This is a genomic window from Microcoleus sp. PH2017_05_CCC_O_A (assembly GCF_020738785.1).
Classification (GTDB): domain Bacteria; phylum Cyanobacteriota; class Cyanobacteriia; order Cyanobacteriales; family Microcoleaceae; genus Microcoleus.
In genome coordinates this window covers 1-20,187 of sequence record NZ_JAEQCB010000074.1, presented here as the reverse complement: position 1 = coordinate 20,187, position 20,187 = coordinate 1, and the positions used below count along the sequence as shown (strand labels likewise).

15 protein-coding genes are annotated in these 20,187 nt (G+C 44.5%); 4 read left to right on the top strand and 11 right to left on the bottom strand.

Annotated elements, in window-relative coordinates:
• Nucleotides 1–135: 135 nt before the first annotated feature.
• The 3 genes from JGK20_RS18185 to JGK20_RS18175 form a co-directional block, all read right to left on the bottom strand.
• Complete coding sequence (locus tag JGK20_RS18185) at nt 136–930, bottom strand: YdcF family protein (protein WP_293190229.1); 795 nt, start codon at nt 928–930, stop codon at nt 136–138.
• A gap of 406 nt (nt 931–1,336) precedes the next feature.
• Nucleotides 1,337–1,660: a hypothetical protein gene (locus JGK20_RS18180; RefSeq protein WP_293156260.1), complete on the bottom strand. Its 324-nt coding sequence runs from the start codon at nt 1,658–1,660 to the stop codon at nt 1,337–1,339.
• Nucleotides 1,661–1,747: 87 nt separating this feature from the next.
• Complete coding sequence (locus JGK20_RS18175; protein WP_293197110.1) at nt 1,748–3,307, bottom strand: bifunctional aminoglycoside phosphotransferase/ATP-binding protein; 1,560 nt, start codon at nt 3,305–3,307, stop codon at nt 1,748–1,750.
• Between the two features lie 179 nt (nt 3,308–3,486).
• On the opposite strand from JGK20_RS18175, the gene JGK20_RS18170 reads away from it, so the two are divergent.
• The 3 genes from JGK20_RS18170 (at nt 3,487) to JGK20_RS18155 (ending at nt 9,481) form a co-directional block, all read left to right on the top strand.
• Nucleotides 3,487–4,503, top strand: a complete 1,017-nt coding sequence (locus JGK20_RS18170; protein ID WP_293231648.1) for an adenosine kinase — start codon at nt 3,487–3,489, stop codon at nt 4,501–4,503.
• Between the two features lie 541 nt (nt 4,504–5,044).
• Nucleotides 5,045–8,080, top strand: coding sequence for a poly(A) polymerase (locus JGK20_RS18160; RefSeq protein WP_293182361.1), 3,036 nt, complete (start codon nt 5,045–5,047; stop codon nt 8,078–8,080).
• Between the two features lie 228 nt (nt 8,081–8,308).
• The gene (locus JGK20_RS18155) at nt 8,309–9,481 is read left to right on the top strand and encodes a hypothetical protein (RefSeq protein WP_293231645.1); all 1,173 of its coding nucleotides are present in this window, start codon (nt 8,309–8,311) and stop codon (nt 9,479–9,481) included.
• 386 nt (nt 9,482–9,867) lie between these two features.
• Here JGK20_RS18155 and JGK20_RS18150 read toward each other — a convergent pair whose 3' ends face one another.
• From JGK20_RS18150 to JGK20_RS18135, 4 genes are all read right to left on the bottom strand, one after another.
• Nucleotides 9,868–12,552 carry a PAS domain S-box protein gene (locus tag JGK20_RS18150; RefSeq protein ID WP_293182357.1) on the bottom strand — a complete coding sequence of 895 codons (2,685 nt, stop codon included), beginning with the start codon at nt 12,550–12,552 and terminating at the stop codon, nt 9,868–9,870.
• A gap of 20 nt (nt 12,553–12,572) precedes the next feature.
• Nucleotides 12,573–12,878, bottom strand: coding sequence for a CpeR family transcriptional regulator (locus JGK20_RS18145; RefSeq protein ID WP_293182355.1), 306 nt, complete (start codon nt 12,876–12,878; stop codon nt 12,573–12,575).
• A gap of 558 nt (nt 12,879–13,436) precedes the next feature.
• Nucleotides 13,437–14,189 (bottom strand): phycobilisome rod-core linker polypeptide, encoded by a 753-nt coding sequence (locus JGK20_RS18140; protein WP_293231642.1) that lies wholly within the window; start codon nt 14,187–14,189, stop codon nt 13,437–13,439.
• A 336-nt stretch (nt 14,190–14,525) separates the two neighbouring features.
• Nucleotides 14,526–15,386, bottom strand: coding sequence for a phycobilisome linker polypeptide (locus JGK20_RS18135; RefSeq protein ID WP_293182351.1), 861 nt, complete (start codon nt 15,384–15,386; stop codon nt 14,526–14,528).
• A gap of 406 nt (nt 15,387–15,792) precedes the next feature.
• Between JGK20_RS18135 and JGK20_RS18130 the strand changes: the two genes are divergently transcribed.
• Nucleotides 15,793–16,506: a response regulator transcription factor gene (locus JGK20_RS18130; protein ID WP_366039130.1), complete on the top strand. Its 714-nt coding sequence runs from the start codon at nt 15,793–15,795 to the stop codon at nt 16,504–16,506.
• 287 nt (nt 16,507–16,793) lie between these two features.
• Here the strand turns inward: JGK20_RS18130 and JGK20_RS18125 are convergent, their stop codons facing one another.
• The 4 genes from JGK20_RS18125 to JGK20_RS18110 all read right to left on the bottom strand — a co-directional run bounded on the left by JGK20_RS18125 (nt 16,794) and on the right by JGK20_RS18110 (nt 19,929).
• A complete protein-coding gene (locus tag JGK20_RS18125) occupies nt 16,794–17,312 on the bottom strand; it encodes a hypothetical protein (protein WP_293224425.1) in 519 nt (172 codons plus the stop codon).
• A 224-nt stretch (nt 17,313–17,536) separates the two neighbouring features.
• The gene (locus tag JGK20_RS18120; RefSeq protein WP_293224423.1) at nt 17,537–17,860 is read right to left on the bottom strand and encodes a YnfA family protein; all 324 of its coding nucleotides are present in this window, start codon (nt 17,858–17,860) and stop codon (nt 17,537–17,539) included.
• Nucleotides 17,860–18,258 carry a P-II family nitrogen regulator gene (locus JGK20_RS18115; protein WP_293224421.1) on the bottom strand — a complete coding sequence of 133 codons (399 nt, stop codon included), beginning with the start codon at nt 18,256–18,258 and terminating at the stop codon, nt 17,860–17,862. Before JGK20_RS18115 ends, JGK20_RS18120 begins: the two co-directional genes overlap by 1 nt.
• Nucleotides 18,259–18,363: 105 nt before the next feature.
• The gene (locus tag JGK20_RS18110; protein ID WP_293224419.1) at nt 18,364–19,929 is read right to left on the bottom strand and encodes an APC family permease; all 1,566 of its coding nucleotides are present in this window, start codon (nt 19,927–19,929) and stop codon (nt 18,364–18,366) included.
• Between the last annotated feature and the right edge of the window lie 258 nt (nt 19,930–20,187).

The window sequence follows — 20,187 nt, the reverse complement described above, 5'->3', positions numbered from 1 at the left end:
CCCGCCCGTCCAGAGAGGACGGGCGGGACGCCCATCCCACAAGAATCATCATCAATATTGTTGCATTGATTGTTCTTGCTTGATATTAGTTAAAATTCTGCAATCCCAAATCCAAAATCCAGAATCTAAAATCCATTAAAGCCATCCCCGCAGGCGATATACGATTAAGCCGATGTATTCTTTTAGAGCTTTAGTAGATTGGTGTAGATAATAGGTATCCGGCAATAAGTCGAGGGCGAATGCTAGCCCGTTGCTTTGAGATGTGGCGATATCCTGCTGGGTTATCTGAAAATCTGTTGGTGCTGGGATTACTTTTATTCCCTGGCGCTGAAAAATCAAGAGGGATCGAGTCATGTGCATCGCCGATGTCACTAGCAAAACGGGCTTTTTGATGTTTTTTGCGTCTAAGATTTGCCGCACGTTGACGGCATTTTGATAGGTGTTGTGGGAATCGGGATCTTGCAGAATTGCTGATGCCGGTATGCCCATTGTTTGGGCAATTTCTGCCATATCTGCCGATTCGGGAGAGCCCTCACCTTTCCAATCTACTCTACCGCCGCTGAGCACTAACAGGGGAGCTTTGCCTTGACGGTAAAGCCGGGAAGCGTAGATAATTCGATCGCCCGCTTCCCCCAATTCTACCCAAGGGCGGGGCGCTAGTCCTGCTTTCACACCGCCACCCAACACGATAATCGCTTCAGCTTGAGGGAACTCGGCGGTTGGTAAATTTTGCCATTCGAGCGATCGCACTAACGATTTTGACACCCAACCGCTACTCCCAAGCAGTAAAATAATTAGAGCCCCAGCCATTGGTGCTGCCGCCCATTTGGGATGCTTCCAAAGCACGATTAAAGCCGCCATCATTAACAGGCAACTGAACCCCAAAGGATAAATAAACAGCGGTAAAAGTTTAGACAGAAATACAAACATTCAGGAAGTAATTAAAATTGCTCGTTAGCGGGAATTCGGAATTGGGAATTGGGAATTGGGCATTGGGCATTGGGCATTGGTAGAGTTATTGCCAAGATTTTATTAATACGAAAACCACAGATTAAAGGCAGATGTACCGAGATAAACGCAGATATGGCTTTTCTCAAAAAGATGAGGTATGACTGACAGCTTATATAACCACTAAACTCAGATAAACTCAGAGGGCTAAAGCCCAACAACGTACTTCATCTTTCTGAGAACCGCTATATTTTTAAAATAGGCAAGCTTGGGAGTGGCAGGGATCTGCTAACTATTTTGGTCTAAAAGTTTAATTTTTATGATTGAGTTTTGAAGTTTACACTGTTAAAATTAAAGCTCAAAACTCAATACTAAAAACAAATCGGTGCTAGCGACGATCCTCAGGCTCTGATAGCCAGTCAAAGAATGAAGTAGGCTCACGCCGGGAGGTTTTGTATTTATGCCCGTCTACTTCCACGACTTCTTTATTGAGGATAGCATCCGAGGTTTTCTCCTTGGAACGTGTATTCGGGTTGAGTAGTAGTTCATTGTGCCACCAAGCGACCATTAAGCCTGCTGCCACGCCGCCGAGGACACCAAGGCCAATACTCACGGGCAGACTACATCCTACTAAGCGAAACCCAACGGTAAACAACACGAACCAGATCAGCGCGGGGTTAAACCCCTTGGAGTCTCCGTTAAATTTTGCCATGAGCTGCAAGTTATTTTTGTAATAATACAGAAAGATATTGACAATATTAGCAGAGAATGAAATTCATCGCGGGCGATCGCACTCCAACTACTTCCCACAAATCAAATTTAATTGTACATCTAAGTCTTGTGCGGTATCTACAACGTTTAGAGAAATTTGCTCTAATTGTGTAAAAGGTTCTGCTTCTGCTTGCTGCGAGGTCAATAGTTCTGCTGTGGCGTCGGCAATATCGCCTCTGCGCTGTTGCAGTCGTTGTCGCAATACTGCCATTGGTGCGGTGCAGTAAACGATTTGCAGGGGCAAGCCGTGGGATTGAGCCAGATTCATCGCATCGGTTCTCCAGTTTTGGCGATCGAACTTAGCATCTAAAATCACATCCCAACCTCGGTCAGCCAGCATTATCCCCAACTCTAACAATCTACCATAAGTCCGTGCCGTCATCTCATCCGAGTACAAATCTTGACCACCGCGTTCATTTAAAGGAATTCCCCCTAAATGTTTGCGAACAGCATCGGATCTAATGTGAATCGCCCCAGTGTGGCGGGCCAAATATCGAGCCGCTGTACTTTTCCCAGAACCAGACAAACCAGACATCAAAGTTAACTTTCCCGAGCGCGGCTTTGTGTATTCCCAAGCCAGTTTGTAGTAATGAGCGGCACTCTGTGAAATCTGTGCTTTTTCATTAGTAGAAACCGCTTCATCGTCCAACATTAACGAAGTTACTTTTGCTCTCACATAAGCTTGACGGCTCAAATACAGCGGCAGCACTTGCAGTCCTTCCCAATCGCCTGTTTGTTCGACATAAGTATTGAGAAAAACATTGCCTAAATCTCTGCGCCCCCGCGATTCCAAATCCATGACTGTGAAAGCAATATCGTACATGACATCCACAAAGCGAAAATGCTCGTTAAATTCAATGCAGTCAAACAGCAATATTTTATCTTGCCACCAAGCGATGTTCCGCAAGTGCAAATCTCCGTGACACTCGCGAATTTTATTGTTAGCAATCCGTCGCTCGAACAAGTCTTGATTTTCATCAAAAAACGCATCAGTATAATCTTTAGTTTCCCGATATTGACTCGCAGTCTGCGGCCCGCCGATATATTTTTGGGAAATCCGGTAGTTGTTATCTATTGCTGTACGAATCTGAGTGACTTCGCCAAATTTGCGAATGTAGCTATTACTAACTGCCGTGCTGTGAAACCTAGCAACTTCGCGCCCTAAGTCTGCCATAATTTGCTCGGTCAATAGTCCGTGTTCCAACAAACTGAGCAACAGTGAATCTTGAGGAAACTGCCGCATTTTAAGCGCGTATTCTACAGCAACTTGGGTGGGATTTACATCTGGTGAATTACTGCCAAATTGAAACGCATCGCCACTTTGAATAATTGGCAAAACTTCGAGATAAATTTCCGGTGCTGTGCGTCGGTTCATTTCCAATTCTTGGATGCAGAAATGCTGCCGTTTCTCCACAGTCGAATAGTCCAAAAAGCCAAAATCGACTGGTTTCTTGATTTTGTAAGTATAATCTCCAGTCAGCAGGACAAAGGAAATGTGAGTCTGAATTAGTTGCACTGGTTCTGTCACCCCGTGCGGGTAAAACCCGGGCTGCAACATCTGCTGAATCAGAGGTGGGAGAGAAGTCATATCGATTTTGGATTTTAGATTTTAGATTTTGGATTGAGGATTTTTAGATTGGGGATTGGGGATTTTTAGATTGGGGATTGGGGATTGGGGATTGAGGATTTGGATTTGGGGATGCAAGGATATTGACTTTCATCCGATTTATTATAGAGTTGATAGTTAGTGTAAACCAAAAATTAGTGATGACAGAAAACAATCCAGAATCCGGTTCCGTAGATGTGTTTGGCGTGGGCAATGCCCTTGTAGACATCCTAGCATTAGTCGAAGATGATTTTGTGGTCAAGCACGGGCTGAATCGCGGCGCAATGACGCTGATGAATTCGGAAACACAGGGGGGAATTTTGCACGATTTGGAACACAATTCGCTGCAAATGCGATCGGGGGGTTCTGCGGCAAATACGATGATTGGTTTGGCTCAGAGTGGCGGTAAAGGCTATTATTCGGGGAAGGTTGCTAAGGATACTAACGGCGAATTTTACCGCCAAGATTTGCTGGAGGCTGGGATTGATTTTAATGTGCATCCTGCTACTGAGTCGAATGGGCCCACGGGTACTTGTGTCGTGCTGACTACGCCGGATGCGGAACGCACGCTGTGTACTAATTTGGGGGTTTCTACTACTCTGGCGGCGACTGATATTGATGTCGATCGCCTGTCTCATTGCAAGTACAGTTATGTTGAGGGCTATCTTTGGGATGCGACCGAGCCCAGAAAGGCTAGTATTGAGACGATGGAACAGTCTAAGCGTCTGGGTGTGAAGGTGGCTTTTACTTTTTCGGATGGCTTTTTGGTCGATCGATTTGCGGATGATTTTCACAAGGTGGTTTCGGAATATTGCGATGTCATTTTTTGCAACTCTGACGAAGTTCGGAGCTTTTTCAAGGAGGAATCTCTGGAAGAGTGCGCTCGCAAGATGAGCGAGATTTCGGATTTGGCTTTTATCACAAATGGGGACAAAGGCTGCATGGTGGTGGAAAACAAACAGATTGTAGATGTGGCTGGATTTCCCGTAAAGGCGATCGATACTGTGGGTGCTGGCGATGCTTTTGCAGGCGGTGTTTTGTTTGGAATTACTAATGGTTTGAGCGCTGAAAAAGCGGCTCGTTGGGGCAATTATTTGGCTTCAATGGTGGTGCAGATTCACGGCCCTCGTCTTGAGGGTTCTCAGGCTCATTTGCTGAACCAGGTGATTTCTGGTTAGTAGTTGAAAATGGCGATCGCACTTTTTGTCGTAAGGGGCGATCGCCTGTGGAACTAATCGGATACAAATACATTAATCTACTACTTCAAAGGACAAGGAGAAGTTACCTAAAACGTTCTGTCAGAGTGAAAACAGTTTTATGGTGGAAAGTAGCGATAAATATCTTTCCGGTGAAGCACCCTGGCAAAAGTAACAGTTTCGCCATCAAAATAAAAACCTATTCGATAGTCACCAATCCGAAGCTGATAGGCATTATCATCCCCTTTCAATTTTTTCAAGTTAATAATTGCCTGTAATATCAAGTCCGGTCGATTAACATAACAAAAATTGTTCGTAGTGTGGACTTTAGTCCGCAGTATGTTGCGGACTAAAGTCCACACTACGAACCTTCAATGGGAAATGGGAATAAGCTACCTTATCGACACCCATCGCACCCGACACGATCGCCTTTTTCGTGTAGTACAATATAGTTATATTCGTGTTATACGCGTAACTATAACCGCATCATGCCATGTCACAGCCAAAGTCCCCAAAACCCAAAATGGCGACAATCCGCGAGATTTACGATCGCATTTTATGGGATAGTCGTTTAGACCATCGTGCCTTTAGCCTTGGTTTTAGCGATCGCATTTCTGGTAATATGCGGGAAAAGCCTTTGTCAGAATGGGCAGTCGATGGCGATATTCCCTGGCATCGGATTCGTTATGTTAAATGTGGGGAAACAATTGTTTGGGATCGCGATCGGCTGGTAGACTTGTTTACTACTGGAGAATTACCAGTCGCGGCATGGGTTGTCGCCACGGAAAATATAGAATCGGCAAACCAGCAACTGCAAATCGATCCTCAACAATCAAATCCCACCTTTGTGAAAGACTTCCCGACTAGATCTATTTACCAATACAATCAACAAAATTGGCAAGCCAGGAATTTGCCCTTAGAGTCGGTAACGATAACCAGATTAAAAATTGTCAGTTATAACGTATTATCAGATCTCTACGAGTCAGAACTTACCGAGACAGCCCAGCGAATTCCGATAATTATAGAGCATCTGCGTCAGTGTGATGCCGATATTATCGCCCTTCAAGAAGTAACACCGCGTTTATTAGAAAAATTATTAGCTGAGGATTGGGTTCAGGCTTATCATATCTCCGAATCTCCCCAAGGCGAAACGCTGGAATGGCACGGTTTATTAGTGCTATCGCGATTGCCATTTACTTTAGTAGAATATCGCTACTCGCCACGGAAGCGGGTATTAGTAGGAAAGTGGTTGCTGAATAGTAAAACTCTCAATGTCGCCGCCGTCCATTTCACCAGCGATTACAATAAAAATTCTGAAAAAGTCAGGTATAAGCAACTTAATATCTTGCTAGAATACCTAAACTCACAGCCGGGAGATTGTCTAATTGTTGGCGATTTCAATGCCAAAGACAACGAACCAGCAGAGATATTAACGACAAACAATTTTATCGATCTTTGGCAAACACTGCATCCCGAAGATCCGGGATACACTTTCCATCCCCAGGCTAATCCTTTGGCAGCATTAATGAGTCTAACTGGACTTGCGGGACGGTTAGATAGGATGATGTTACGGAGTCAGAACCGAGATTGGATATCTCGTCAAATAGAATTATTTGCCTGCAATCCCATACCAGATACAGAAGGAAAAATCTATCCCTCAGATCATTTTGGTCTCCTCACCCAACTAGAATCCATCACCTGTTTGCAAACCATCTCACCTGTCTATAAAAGTGCAGTTGTCATCATTCCACCGGATGACATTTTACCTGCAATTCAAAGTATTCGCCGCCGTTGCGATCGGCAATTTCATCGTTGGATGCCTCATATCAATATAATATATGGTTTTCTGCCAGAATCATATTTTTCAGAAGCAGCAGCAGCCATTACCCAAGCACTGACAAAACTAGAACCATTTACTATAACTTTATCAAACTTTGAAACTTTCACGCACTCTTCTAGCTGTACGGCATGGTTAAATCCGATTCCTCAACCTGCCGATCCACTGCATCAATTACAAGCAATACTTCAACAAATATTTCCGCAATGTGATGAACAAAGTAGCAAATCAGCTAACGGATTCACACCCCATTTAACTGTAGGTCAATTTGACACAACCGAAGTCGCCAAAACCGAACTTTCCCAATGGCATCCAGTCAAATTTCAAGTAGACTCGATCGCCCTAATTAGCCGTCGCGATAACGAACCATTCGAGATTAGATATCGGATACCTTTAAAATCGGCAACTCCCCCAGAAAATCCCGGCGCAAAAACACGAGAAAATGAGTCTAACTTATCACTAATACAAATAATCAACCAACTCGATCCAAAACTAAGCCAAACACAGACACTGCATCAAGAACTAATTCAGTCGATCGTCACCCAAGCCTGTCAAGAATGTTTAGGCTACCAACCATTATTACAGCAAATTGGATCGGCGCGGATCGGCATACAAAGCAGCCACAGCGATTTAGATTTACTTTGTATAATTCCTGCCCCTTTAACAGGAGAAACATTCCTCAAACAGGTACAAACTAGATTAGCAGGATTGTGCTATTGCTCCCAACTGGTAAAATCGGGGAGAGTACCAGTATTGAGAATGGAAATAGAAGGAGTGGCAGTCGATTTACTCTCTGCCACAACCCTCGGACAATTCCAGATAATTGAACCATTATCTCAAGAGGCTAGACCATTTTTTGATGCCGTCAGTTGGAGTGCCGTAGTAGGTGCTTTGGAAGCGGATTTAATGGTAGATACAGTCAGCCAACATTTGTCCTGGGATTTATTTATAAACTTGTTAAGGGCGGTGCGAACCTGGGCGAAAGCACGTCAGATTCACGGTAATGCTTGGGGATTTCTCGGTAATTTTTCTTGGGCATTACTGACAGCTTGGAGTTCTATTCATAGCGAACACTTAAACCTAGATATATTACTTGCTCATTTTTTCCAAATCCTCAGCCAACACGATTGGACTCAACCAATAGCATTAACTGAAGCCGGAACACAGTATCAAGTACAAAAATCGCGGGAATGGTTGCCTGTAATTACATCGATCGCACCTTGTCAAAACAGTACCAGAAATGTCACGCGATCGACCGCAGAAATATTGCGCCGCGAATTGGGTCGCGGTGCAGAAATTGCGTCGGAAGTATTGGCGGGAAATACCACTTGGACAACTCTATTTGAGTCCGTTGATTTACTGGAACAATCAAATGCGTTTTTAGTATTGACGGTAAGTAGTGCAGAAGTTGGTAATTTAGAAAAATGCGGCGGCTGGATTGAAGGTCACATAATTGGATTAGCGATCGATTTAGAGCAAAAACTAAATATTTCTGTCAGACCTTGGCCTGGAATTCGGAGAAGGCAAAATCTAGTTAGTGTCGTGCTAGGTATCATCTGTAATATAGATGAAGATTCTGGTGCGATCGCCCAAATTAGCAATGAGTTTATCGATCGGTTCAATGCTGCTAACGATTGTAGCAGTATCTTGCAGATCGAGTTGTGCGATCGCGACTCATATCATGTCCAGTCGGGTTGGTCACATTGTACCTCATCTACCTGAGAAAGGCTACAGAACCCATTTGACATCTTTTCTTGAACAAGAAAGGCAGATCGATCGGTCGTCTGGTGTAACTCAATGGTAAAATTGTAATTCAACTGTAGCGCTCCGATGAATTTGCATCCTACATTCCCAAATAAAAACTCAAATTAGCGCCTCCACCGAGTCACTAACCTACCAGCGTTATCTGCGCCTAGCAGTTTTTAAAGAAATGGATTTACCAAAATTTTTATGAATATAAAATGGTCGATAAAAAACTTATTTCGATCGCAGAACTTCTGGATAATTGTGCTAGTTGTGGCCATCTCTAGGATTGTCTTAAATTCGCAGCTTGACGAGTGGATTGGTGTAGCGCCACCTTCAGCAGCAATCGAACGTCTCGCCACCGCCACCACCATGACGCGGGAAGCGCAACAAATTTTCTACCGGCAAACTCCAACCATCGAACCCAAGCAAACCTTCTTTAAAATCTGTCAAACAAAAGAAAAGGTGAAGGATACCTTAATTATCTTTGGGTGCTATTTCACCAACGGTAAATCGGGCAAAATCGCGATTCAGTCGGTTACAGACGATCGATTTCAAGGCGTGATGGAAGTGACAGCAGCCCATGAAATGCTCCATGCCGCTTACACTCGCCTCAGTCCATCGGATCGCGACAAGCTAACACCCCAACTCAAACAAGCTGCTTTGCAAATCAAAAACGATCGCTTGTCTAGCATATTGAAGCAATACCAGCAAAAGGATATAGCTTTGTATGTTAACGAATTGCACTCGTATCTGGGGACAGAGCTCGGCTATCTCGGCGATGTCGAACTCGAACAATACTATCAGCGTTACTTTCGCGATCGCCAACAAGTGGTAAAGTTAGCCGATCTGTCTCAAGAGATTGTGCGAAAATTAGATGAGAAATCCCAGCAACTCAAACCTGAAATTGAGACCTTAGAAGCAAGTCTCGCACAAACCAAGCAAACAATCAAAGAGCACAATCTCGAACTCGGATCGAAGAAACGCAATCTAGATGCGTTGCAATTGGATTTAATGCGTTTTAAGGAACAAGCTGAAGAATCTTACCGACAGGGTAACGGCTCTCCAGAAAAGGTGTTTCAGTTTGAACAAAAAAAATCTGATTACAATCAAAAAGTGCAAGAATTTAACGATGGAGTGCGCGAACAGCAGGAGCGCGTTGCTGCTTTTCAAGAGCAATTCGATATTTACAAGCAGAAAGTGAATGATTACAATGCAATTGCTCGTGAAGAAAAAGCCCTCTTCGACGATCTCAAAGCTACCCCACCAGTCAAGCTCGAAGCCCCAGCCGGCCATTTAATAACTTACACAAGTTTGTGGGATGGGCGTCCCGCCCGTCTTTTCGGGACGGGCGGGACGCCCATCCCACAAGAACAATAAAAACTGTAAGTTATTTAATTTTCATTCCTTATTAGGTACGTTGTTGCGCTTCAGCGCTCTTTGCTAATCTTAGGAAAGAGCGCTAAAGCGCAACTACATACCTTGACCTATTGGTAGTTTTATATATCCTATCCTGACAGGAGGGTTTTATTGCAGTCACACAAATTAGGTACGTTGTTGCGCTTGGCACTCTTTGCAAATATTAGGAAAGAGCGCTGAAGCGCAACTACATACCTTAGCCTATTAGTAGTTGTATATATCCTATCCAGAAAGGACGGTTTTATTGTAGTCAGACAAATTAGGTACGTAGTTGCGCTTGGGCGCTCTTTACAAATATTAGGAAAGAGCGCTGAAGCGCAACAACATACCTTGACCTATTGATAGTTTTATAATACCAGCGGAAGTGTCACCACACAAGTTGTACCAATACCAACTTCACTGGTAATCTCAATACTACCTTGATGCAAGTCAACGCACTTTTTAACCACGATCAATCCCAATCCCGTACCAGGGATAGTTCGGACATTCTTACCTCGGTGAAATGGCTCAAACAACTGCTTTATATCTTCTGGAAAAATGCCAATTCCTCGATCGCAAACCTGGAGTAGCACCTGATGCAACTGAAACTCTAAACCAAGATGCACATTACCTCCCTTAGGCGAATACTTAATCGCATTGGATAATACGTTGGACAGAATCGATCGCAACAATTTTTCATCCAAGCAAACGGGAATTGGATTTCCTTCACAGGTAAAGGTGATGGTATACTGACTGCCAGCGCTGAGCCGCATTTCTTCCACAAATTGTTCGCAAAATTTGTCCAAAACCAAAAATTTTGGATTAAATTCTAGTTTCCCAGTTTCGGCGCGATTGATGGTTAAAATATCGTCGAGCAATTGCACCATATTCCTTACAGAATCCTGAATTCGGTGCAGGTTTCTCAGTCGCTTTTGGGAGTCATTCCATTCGTCTGGGCTGTTTTCTAGAATTTGAGCTGCTGCTAAAGCCGTACTGAGTGGAGTGCGAAATTCATGGGATGCCATTGAAAAAAAACGGGTTTTCAGAATACTCAGTTCTTTTTCGCGCTCCAGGGCTAACCGAATTTCGTCCAGTCGTTTTCGTTCGGTGATGTCACGAGTATTGACGATAATTTGTGTGGTGGCTGCATTGTTTATAAAAGGCTGGCTAATCGCTTCCAAGGTTCGCCAAGAATTATCTTTGTGCCGATAGCGGAATTCAATGGGACGGTTGAGTTCTGCACTTTGCCAAGTATTGGTGAGACTTTGATAAGTAGTGGTAAAATCATCTGGGTGAATTGGCTCAAATATTTTTTTCCCCACGAGTTCAGATACTAAATACCCTAAGACTTTTTCCACAGAAGGACTGACATAGCCGATCGTACCATCTGTATCTAGAATCATAATGATGTCTAGAGCATTTTCAATGAGCGATCGAAACCGTTCTTCGCTATGTCGCAGGGCTTGTTCTGCTTGTTTTCGTTCGGTGGTGTCTCGCTGGATGGCGATCCAGTGAGTATACCAACCCGTGCGATCGCCAACAGGAACAATACTAAATTCATTCCAATATTCGGAGCCATTTTTCCGATAATTAATCACTTCAACGGTGACAGATTCCCAACGCGAAAGTGCTATCCGAATTTTGTCTAATTCTGTGCTATCGGTTTTTTTACCCTGCAAAATCCGGGGTGTTTTACCCAAAACTTCTTCTAGGCTATATCCTGTAATCTGGGTAAATGCTTCATTGACATAGATGATGCGAAGACCAACTTCATCGATCGCTTCCGCTTCGGTAATTACGACGCCATCATTTGTGTTAACAACAACTGATTGGAGGAGTCGCACCTGTTCTTCCTGTTGCTTTTGTTCGGTAATGTCGGCAATCACTGCGACAATGCCCTCAATCTGATTCTCACTATTCTTTAAAGGAGCAGCGGAGAAGATAATGTCGATCGCACTTCCGTCTTTTTTGTGGCGGCGCAGTTCGACACTATATGTGATTCCTTGCAGGAGATTGCTGCGGAGAGTGGAATAATTTTCTAATGGATCGTCGATAAAAATTGGGTTGGGATGGTTGATGACTTCTGCTTCAGTCCAACCAAACATCTGTTCGGCGGCAGGATTCCAAATTTTGACGTACCCTTCTATATCCAGCGTGAAGATAGCGCGAGGAGAGGCGCTAATCAGGGTTTTTAGGGTGTGGTTGGTGTGGCGCAGTTCTACTTCGGTGCGCTGTCGTTCGCCAATTTCGTCTCGTAGAGCGACGTTGGCTTCAGCTAATTCTTCGGTACGTTGTTGGACGCGCTGTTCTAGTTCGGCGTTGAGTTGTTGAAGCTGTTGGTATAATTCTGACTGTTGAATGGCGATCGCCACCTGCGTCGCTAGTTGCTGCATTAACTCCAATTCCCAGGTTTCCCAGATGCGCGGGCGATCGCACTGGTGAGCAATCAATAACCCCCAAAGATAGGGTACAGAAGGATTCCCCTCAACCTGCCGATTTTCTTGGACGATGGGGACAACCAATTTTGCTATGACTCCAAATTGTTGGAGAAAATCAGTCAGACAAGTTTCGAGATCGGCTTCTTCAATATTTTCTATGAGGCGGGTTTTTCCCAGAGAATAAGCCTCATGGTACTCGCTGGGAAACACTTCTGGTGGAAAGGATGTTCCTAAAATGACGGGGTAAGGGGGTAAAACGGCTTCGTTAATGGCGCTGCCCGTTCCGTCTGGCCACAGGCGGTAAATGAGAACGCGATCGGCTTCCAGAAAGCGTTGCACATCTGCTACCGTGGTTTCTAGCACGTGGTCTAAATCCAGGGATTGTCGGATGTGTTGAGCAATTTGATTGACTAACCGTTCGCGATCGGTTTGTTGGCGCAGCACCCCTTCGGCTGTTTGTCGTCGGGCTACTTCCTGTTTGAAGCAGGGGCAAATTACTACCACAACTAAAACGCCGATCGCAACTAGAAAAATGTTACTTAGCATAGAAAATGGTTGGATAATTCCTATGAAAATCAGGATGCCACCAACAGACAACAACAATGCTACAACCATGCTAACCAGTATCAGCCAGATCAAGAGCTTGGATCGAACCTAGTCTGGAAACTACCATATTTAAACCAGTATTGCTTGAGGTTGTGACAAGGCGTATGCAAACTGGCTTTGGCACGATATAGAATGACTTGACGGTGATCGCCCATCCAAATTTTGTCGATCGGCTGAACCGAGATTAATGTTCCTCCTAAAGCCGTAATCGACTCGGTAAATCGCTCAATAGCGCTATAGTCTATAGTTTCAAAGATGTAAAAATTGCCAGAACAAATTAAATGACGGCTGCGAATCCAGCATTGCAACTTTTTTTGGGCTTGTGGTGGCAACATTCTAATATGATTGAGTATCAATACTTCGGACAGTTTTAGGTGCTAATCGAGTACATGAAACCTAGGCTGGATCTATTGTGAACTATTTTTTCCAAGTTTGTTTTTAATGGCAACGCAGAAAAAAATTTAAAAATTGCAGGGCTGGTACTGTCAAACTTACAGAGGCTTTAAACAAACTGTCTTAAGTATTGGAGTATAGAGAATCATGGTCGATCGCAAAAACGTGATGAGGATTTCAAATTAAATTTTCTCCAGCTAGTTTATTAATAGAGTTGGCATTCTCCCGAATCGGGCATCCTCCAATTCGGGAGATACTTAATATTCTCAAAATGAGGGAATACCAGTTATCCCAAATTATACAGTAATAACAGTAGGTTGATTGTAGAATATCGACCCAAAGATGTAGATTGTACAATTATTTTGAGAAACTGATATAATCTCAATTTCTATCCAATTGTTGCTAGAAATTTAGAGATAGCTGAATCTAATTAGAGAAGCCAGAAAAACCCTCTAAATATGACTTAAATCCATCTATTAAACTTCTTGTTTTTGTTGGATTTAGAGAATCTCAGTGATGCTGACAATTTTGCCAGAGGTGCGATTGATCCGCTGAATTTGCGGAGTCATATTGTCTCCTGCCACAATGTATGTCGTGTTACTGAGGCGCCGAGGTCGATCGAACTTAGACCCTGTTACCACAATTTTGAACATCTTTTCGGTTGCGACATAAGCGCCTCCTCGACTGGTTGAGGGCTTGATGGCGTTAGCGCTGTTGGTAGCAACGGCGTAAACTAACTGAGATGCTTTGACGGCACTGTCGATTTGGGCGAAACCCCGATCGAGCAGCGACATCCGATTGTAACCTACTTGCTTGGTATTTGCTTCGCTGCTTCTGCCTCGGTAGTAGGGAACAACGTTTTCACCAAAAGCGGTTTGATACTCGTCGCTGTCGATATAGGAGTCAATTTCGGCACCGTAGCCTTGCTCAACACAGCGGATAATGTGTTCAGAAATTTCTGTTTGATCTTGTGGTGCACGACCTAGCAGGTGCAGGAAATTGAGTTCTACAAATCGATAGGGAGCGCACTTTTGAAAATAGCGAGTGCTATAAAAATCAGATTTAGCAACCAATCGGACAAATTCACGCACGGAGATGCTGCGATCGCACAATTGAGATTCCGCAGTTACCAAGCGCTCGCTTTCCATCACGTGGGGATTGCCCAAAACCTGCTTGTAGACGGCGCGAATCACAGCTTGCACCTCATCTACACCGCTGGTTGGCCACAGTTCACATTTTGTCGAATCTGCCATTGCAATTAATCTCCTTTACAGATAATAGTTGGTAGTAGCTGAAATCTTGCACCATTTTCAGCAACAGGCTCTCCGGCCTGTTCCACAAAGAGTGGATTTCTTGTGGAACAGACCGGAGAGCCTGTTCGTAAAAGGTTAATTGAGAATGGTTCAATATGTCAGCAATACACGGCTTATATCAATTCCAGTTGTACCGGAATGATTGTTGATTTTTGATGATTGATTGTTGATTGTTGATTGAAGCAAAGCTCCGAATTCTCATTACAAGCCCCGAATAATTCTTCAATCTAAAATCTAAAATCTAAAATCTAAAATCTAAAATTGATCGACTTTCAACTAGACAGGGGTGATACTAGCGATCGTCCCACCTTGTTTGTGAATCCGTTGATAGGTTTCGGATAGCTCGTTAAACGACACCAGGTAAACTTGGTTGCTGCGGCGAAACTTGGAAATCCGATTCACCACATTGGCGCGATAGCCGGTAACTTCAATGCGATAGACTTTTCCGTTTTCATCCGATCCAGCGCCATGACGAGTCCGAGCGCTACCGGATGGATTGCGGAATGTCGATCCGCTGCTGGCTGGAGAAATTACGGCGGTTGGCGTGCCCTGAATTACTAGGGAATTCAAACGCGGACTCTTACCAGCCAGATTTCCCTTCAAGCTGCTGCTACAAGCACCTCGCACCAACTCGAAGGTATGGGTAAACTGCACCATGCTTTGACAAGCTTCGGTTTTGTATCCCCGGATGTAGGGAACAATGTCATCTCCAAAAGTATTCTGGTATTCATCGCTATCGAGATAAGAATCGATCTCAGCCTCAAAGCCCTTGGTATCCAGAATGGTACTTTTGCTCCGCATTTCTTCGAGATCCAGCGGAGGGCGACCAAGTAGATGTCTGAAGTTGAGTTCGATCGCCCGATAGCGAGCACAACTATCGAAAAATCGCGATCGATACAAGTCAGACTTTGCAACCCGACGCACAAACTCCCGTACCGTCAGTTCATCGCGTTTAAACTGCGACTCACAAACGGTGAGGCGTTCGCTCTCCATGACGTAGGCATTTCCCAAAACTTGTCGGTATACTGCCTGAATGATGGTTTCAAGGTCTTCATTGGAGTTACCTGTAACCCGCTCTATTGGTGGGGTTTCATCAAACAGGCTCACTCCCAATCTTGAAGCTGGTCCAAAAGCCATTTAACACTAATCTCCCAAATTAACTATCAAGTGGGTGGGAGAATTGACCCCATCCAAGTGCCGATCCCACCTACAATTACATATAACAAGTAAAGAAATGAGTCAGAAAATGGTAAAGAAATCGGAAAGATTCTCAATAAGTAATAAATCGTGATTTTTGGCAATATTTGTTAAGAAAGCTTTGGCCAATGGTTTCTGAGCTTCCCTTGGGTCAAAACTTGTTGACATCTCGATCGCAAATCGGTAAAATTTGGGGCCCAAATGCGAATAAGATGTTGAGGAGCCAGCATGGCGATCGCCCTAGCCCTATTGGTGTTAGAGCGCTCTGGTTCGCTAACTCAATCTTGTCTAAAAGTCAATAAGTGGCTTTGTACTTTCCCCCAGCCTCTTGATTATGAGGATTCTCTTGGTTGAAGACGATCTGCGCCTTGCAGAAACGTTGGCAGAAGCCTTGACAGACCAGCGCTATGTTGTTGATATAGTTACCGATGGGGAATCTGGATGGCATCAAGCAAAGATGCTCAACTATGATTTGCTGCTGCTAGATTTGATGTTACCAGAACTTGATGGAATTAGTCTCTGCCATCGATTGCGATCTCACGGCTATACTATGCCTGTCCTGATGATCACAGCCCGTGACACCCTCAGTGATGAAATTAATGGGCTTGATGCTGGGGCTGATGATTATGTAGTCAAACCCGTGGACTTGCAAAAACTATTTGCTCGGATTCGAGCCTTATTGCGTCGAGGTAGTAGCACTTCTGGGCCGATTTTAGAATGGGAAGAAATTCGCCTCAACCCCAGTACCTATGAAGTTAGCTATAGATACACCCCACTCCATCTCACGCCCAAAGAATACGCGCTTCTGGAACTTCTGTTGCGAAATGGTCGCCGTGTTCTCAGTCGAAGTGTCATGATCGAACACGTCTGGTCGTTGGAATCTCCACCAGAAGAAAATACTGTCAAGGTTCACATCAGAGGTTTGCGTCAAAAACTCAAAGCTGCGGGAGCTGCTGAAGATTTAATTGAGACAGTTCACAGTATGGGCTATCGCCTGAAGCAATCAGATTCCCCTGTAAATGCGGTCAGTAACTCTAGGCTCAAGCCACTGAGCTTGTAAGAAATTGCCACCTATACTGATACAGCCTATTCCAGATTCATGAAGTACAGTAGCAGATATATTGTGTGCTGTTAATTTGTAGGGTGCGTCGCTCCGATATCTTGGATAATTTGCTGATTTACTGGTGGCGACGCACCTTACTTACGACAAGATTGTGTGTACCACATCTACATAGAATATGCTTTATTATTTCGGGTTGATTCGTCTTTGTATTTCATCTTCCTTCTTTCTTCCTTCTTGGTTCTTACTGCTGTCATACTTCGATTTTTACCCGATATTCTTAAAGTTTAGACTGCCGATTTTGCGAGCAAGTATTTAGCCCGATCGACCTCTTGTCCGCTGCCTTCTACGATTAGTAAAACACTGCCCTGAGAAATCTGCTGCTGATAGGCTTTAGCTTGCTCTGAAGTCAGCCCCAATCCAATTAAAGCTCCCATCAATCCACCCGCAGCCGTGCCAATTCCGCCACTCAACAGCGTAAAGCCGATCGCCCCAGACAGCAATACTTGACCCACACCGGGAAGGGCAAGGAGTCCCACTCCTAACAGTAGCCCGGTGGCACCCCCCACCAAATTGCCCAGAAACATTCCTTTTTTCAGACCAGTTGCAGTGCCTGCGATCGCTCCAAACGACTCTGAGGGAAGGTTTAAAGAATTTTGCTGTTCCTCGCACCTTTGCCCCAGCAAGAACACCTGCGCTAGCGGAAAGCCTGAAAACACCAGACAATCCAGAGCCTGTCCTGCGTCTTCACGGCTAGAAAAGGTTCCGAGGACTTGTCGCTGCTGGCTCAAAATCGTATTAAACATGGTTTATTTCTAATAATTTAATTATTTTCTGTATCTTTAACTACTATTTAACACATTTTTTGAAAAAGCAAGCATGAAAAAAGCTGATTGTCAGCAAAAGCTGACAAAAAAGAGATCGTGGCTGAACTTCAACCCGCGATCTCTTAGTCTGCGGAGGCAGACTTCGTATGACAAGAAGCGGTTTCAACCGCCGAATCATTCCAAATGATGCCGAATCATGCTAACTAACGGCGAGGCGCATACATAATCACCAAAACGCCCAGCAAAGCAATCCACCCTCCGAGTAAATCGTACTTATCAGGAGCAATGCGATCGACAATCCAGCCCCACAGAATTGACAACACAATAAACACACCCCCGTAAGCCGCATATGCTCGCCCAAAAGTAGCCGGTTGCAGCGTTGGCACCACTCCGTAAACCCCTAAAATAACCATCCCAATTACGGCTAACCAAGGGCTTTTGCCTTCGCGCAACCACAGCCAAAATAAATAGCCACCGCCAATTTCGCATACTCCAGCTAACACAAAAAGCAACAAAGATTGAATCATTATTTTTTCCAGGAATCGCTCAAAGTTGCAGGTTCTTCGATTGTCAAAGCAGCTTCGTTTTCTTCGCCTGTGCGAATGCGAACTGTTCGGCTTACCGGAATCACAAACAATTTGCCATCTCCGACAGTTCCTGTTTTCGCCGTTGTCACAATCGTATCGACAACCGCATCAACCATATCGTCGTTCACGACAATTTCAATTCTGACTTTCGGCAGAAAGTCAACCGTAAAAGGTTTGCCTTCCATATCTAAGAGTCCCAAAAAAGCAAGCGGTTTCCCTTTTTGCCGTCCGAATCCTTTTGCGCCTGTGACAGTCATTCCTTGAATACCAAGTTTGACTAAGGCTTCCTTGATGGAATCCAATTTAGCAGGCTGGATAATCGCAAGAACTAATTGCATAGATTTCAATTACCAAATATCTTGGGTATAGCATCCCCCGCCCTCAATCGGCAGCTAAGAGGGCGGGCACGGGGGCACCGCCCCTACCACAGGTCAACTGTTTAACTATGGAGATTTAGATGCAGAGGTGTTATCGCGCAGGGGATGATTAATATCCGACGGCAAAAACAGAGGTTTGCCTTTGATCAAGCTGTCTCCAATCAGGTAAGCAAATCCGGCAAAAAAGAAGGCAACAGAAATGCCGATCGCAGTCATAGAATTAGTTTTGGCATTACCAGTTCCAGTCAAACCGTAGTAAAAAATGCCACAAACCATAAGTAAATTCGTGACCAAACCCAAAACGGGAATCACAACAGTTTTGATTGGGTTGTGTTCCTCATCTAGCAAATGCTCTAGGGTAGCAACTAACGTTACTCCACAGGTAATTCCGTAGAGCATAAACGTGCCAATGTTAGACACTAACGTAACGATCGTCACGTTATCCACACTCTGCACCGCATAAGCCCCAATCAAAGCGGAAAGTCCAGTTAGAAAGTAAATTCCGATGTGAGGCGTATTGTAACGCCCGTGTAAAAAGCCGAATACGGCGGGTAATTCCCGATCGCTCCCCATGGCATAACTGATCCGAACACCCGTTGACAGCGACGATAGCGCTGTCCCGATCAATGCCATGACGACTGTGCTGGCGATCGTAATTTGCAGCAGAAATCCGTTACCAAATAGTAGCGTATCTCCCAAAATTTTCGCGATATCGCCGATCGGCGCACCCGACGATAATGCAGCGGCAAATCCCGTTACAGTTTTGCCATCAACAGTTGCAGTATATTGGTCGCCAATGAAAAAATTAGCCGCGAAATACTCGAAGAAATAACAGATACAAGCCTGAATAAATAAAGAGAGAATAACACCGCGAGGAATATCGCGCTGAGGATTAATGGCCTCACCAGCCATCGCTGTTGCCGATTCAAATCCGACAAGTAACAGAATTGCGATCGTCGCTTGGTAAATCAATCCCGATAAATCATGAGGCATCACAACGCTAAAAGCATTTGCGTGTTCATAATTCACATTCGGATGACCTAATCGGTAAACAATCATCAACAATCCCAGGAAGGTGAGAGAGCTAATTTGCACAATATTGATGATGATATTAATCAGCGTAGAACCGGTAACGCCCTGGAGGGCAATAAAGCCCACCAGCCCAGTGAAGATAAAGCAAATTAAGGTTTTGCTGAACCAATCCGCTGCAAAATCAGGGTTAAACAACTGCCCGATGTAAACGACAAGCGTTCCCATAAAGCTAATCATGATGCCGGGGTACACCCAGTAGTACAAATGTGCAGCCCAGCCGGTTACAAACTTTGCCAAACGCGCCAAACGAAAGTGTTTGTGTTCCTGTTTCGCTAAGATTGCTGCTTCTGCATAGTAATAGGAACTGCCGGCACCTGCTTCGGGGTAAGCTTTAGAAAGCGTTGCATAACAGCTTGCTGTCAGCAGGGCGATCGCAGTTGCTAGGGCGATCGCAGCCCACATATTTTTAGCAGAATCCGGCGGGGCTTGCAATTGGTAAGTCGTCCACAGAAAAGCGCCCGGTGCAATCAGCGCCATCGCGTTAATCGTAATGCCTACCAGTCCTAGGGTAGGCTTGAATTCTCCATTAGAGTTTGTCATGGGTTTTTTTTGAGCTTTGAAATTGTCGATCCCGTCCTAAGCCTGCGAAGGAATGAATCTGAGGCCACGGAGGAAATTGCTTTTGGTCATTGTGAGCTCTGAGATCGGGTGCATCTGGTTTTTGAAGAGGGCGAAGCATGACCGCATATAAGTTATTACTTATAACCCACATTCCGCAGATGTGGGTCGGATTTTTTTATCAGTTGTGAAAACTTGGAAGCCAAACGCTTTTGGGCTGAAATTATGCAGTGTTAGCCT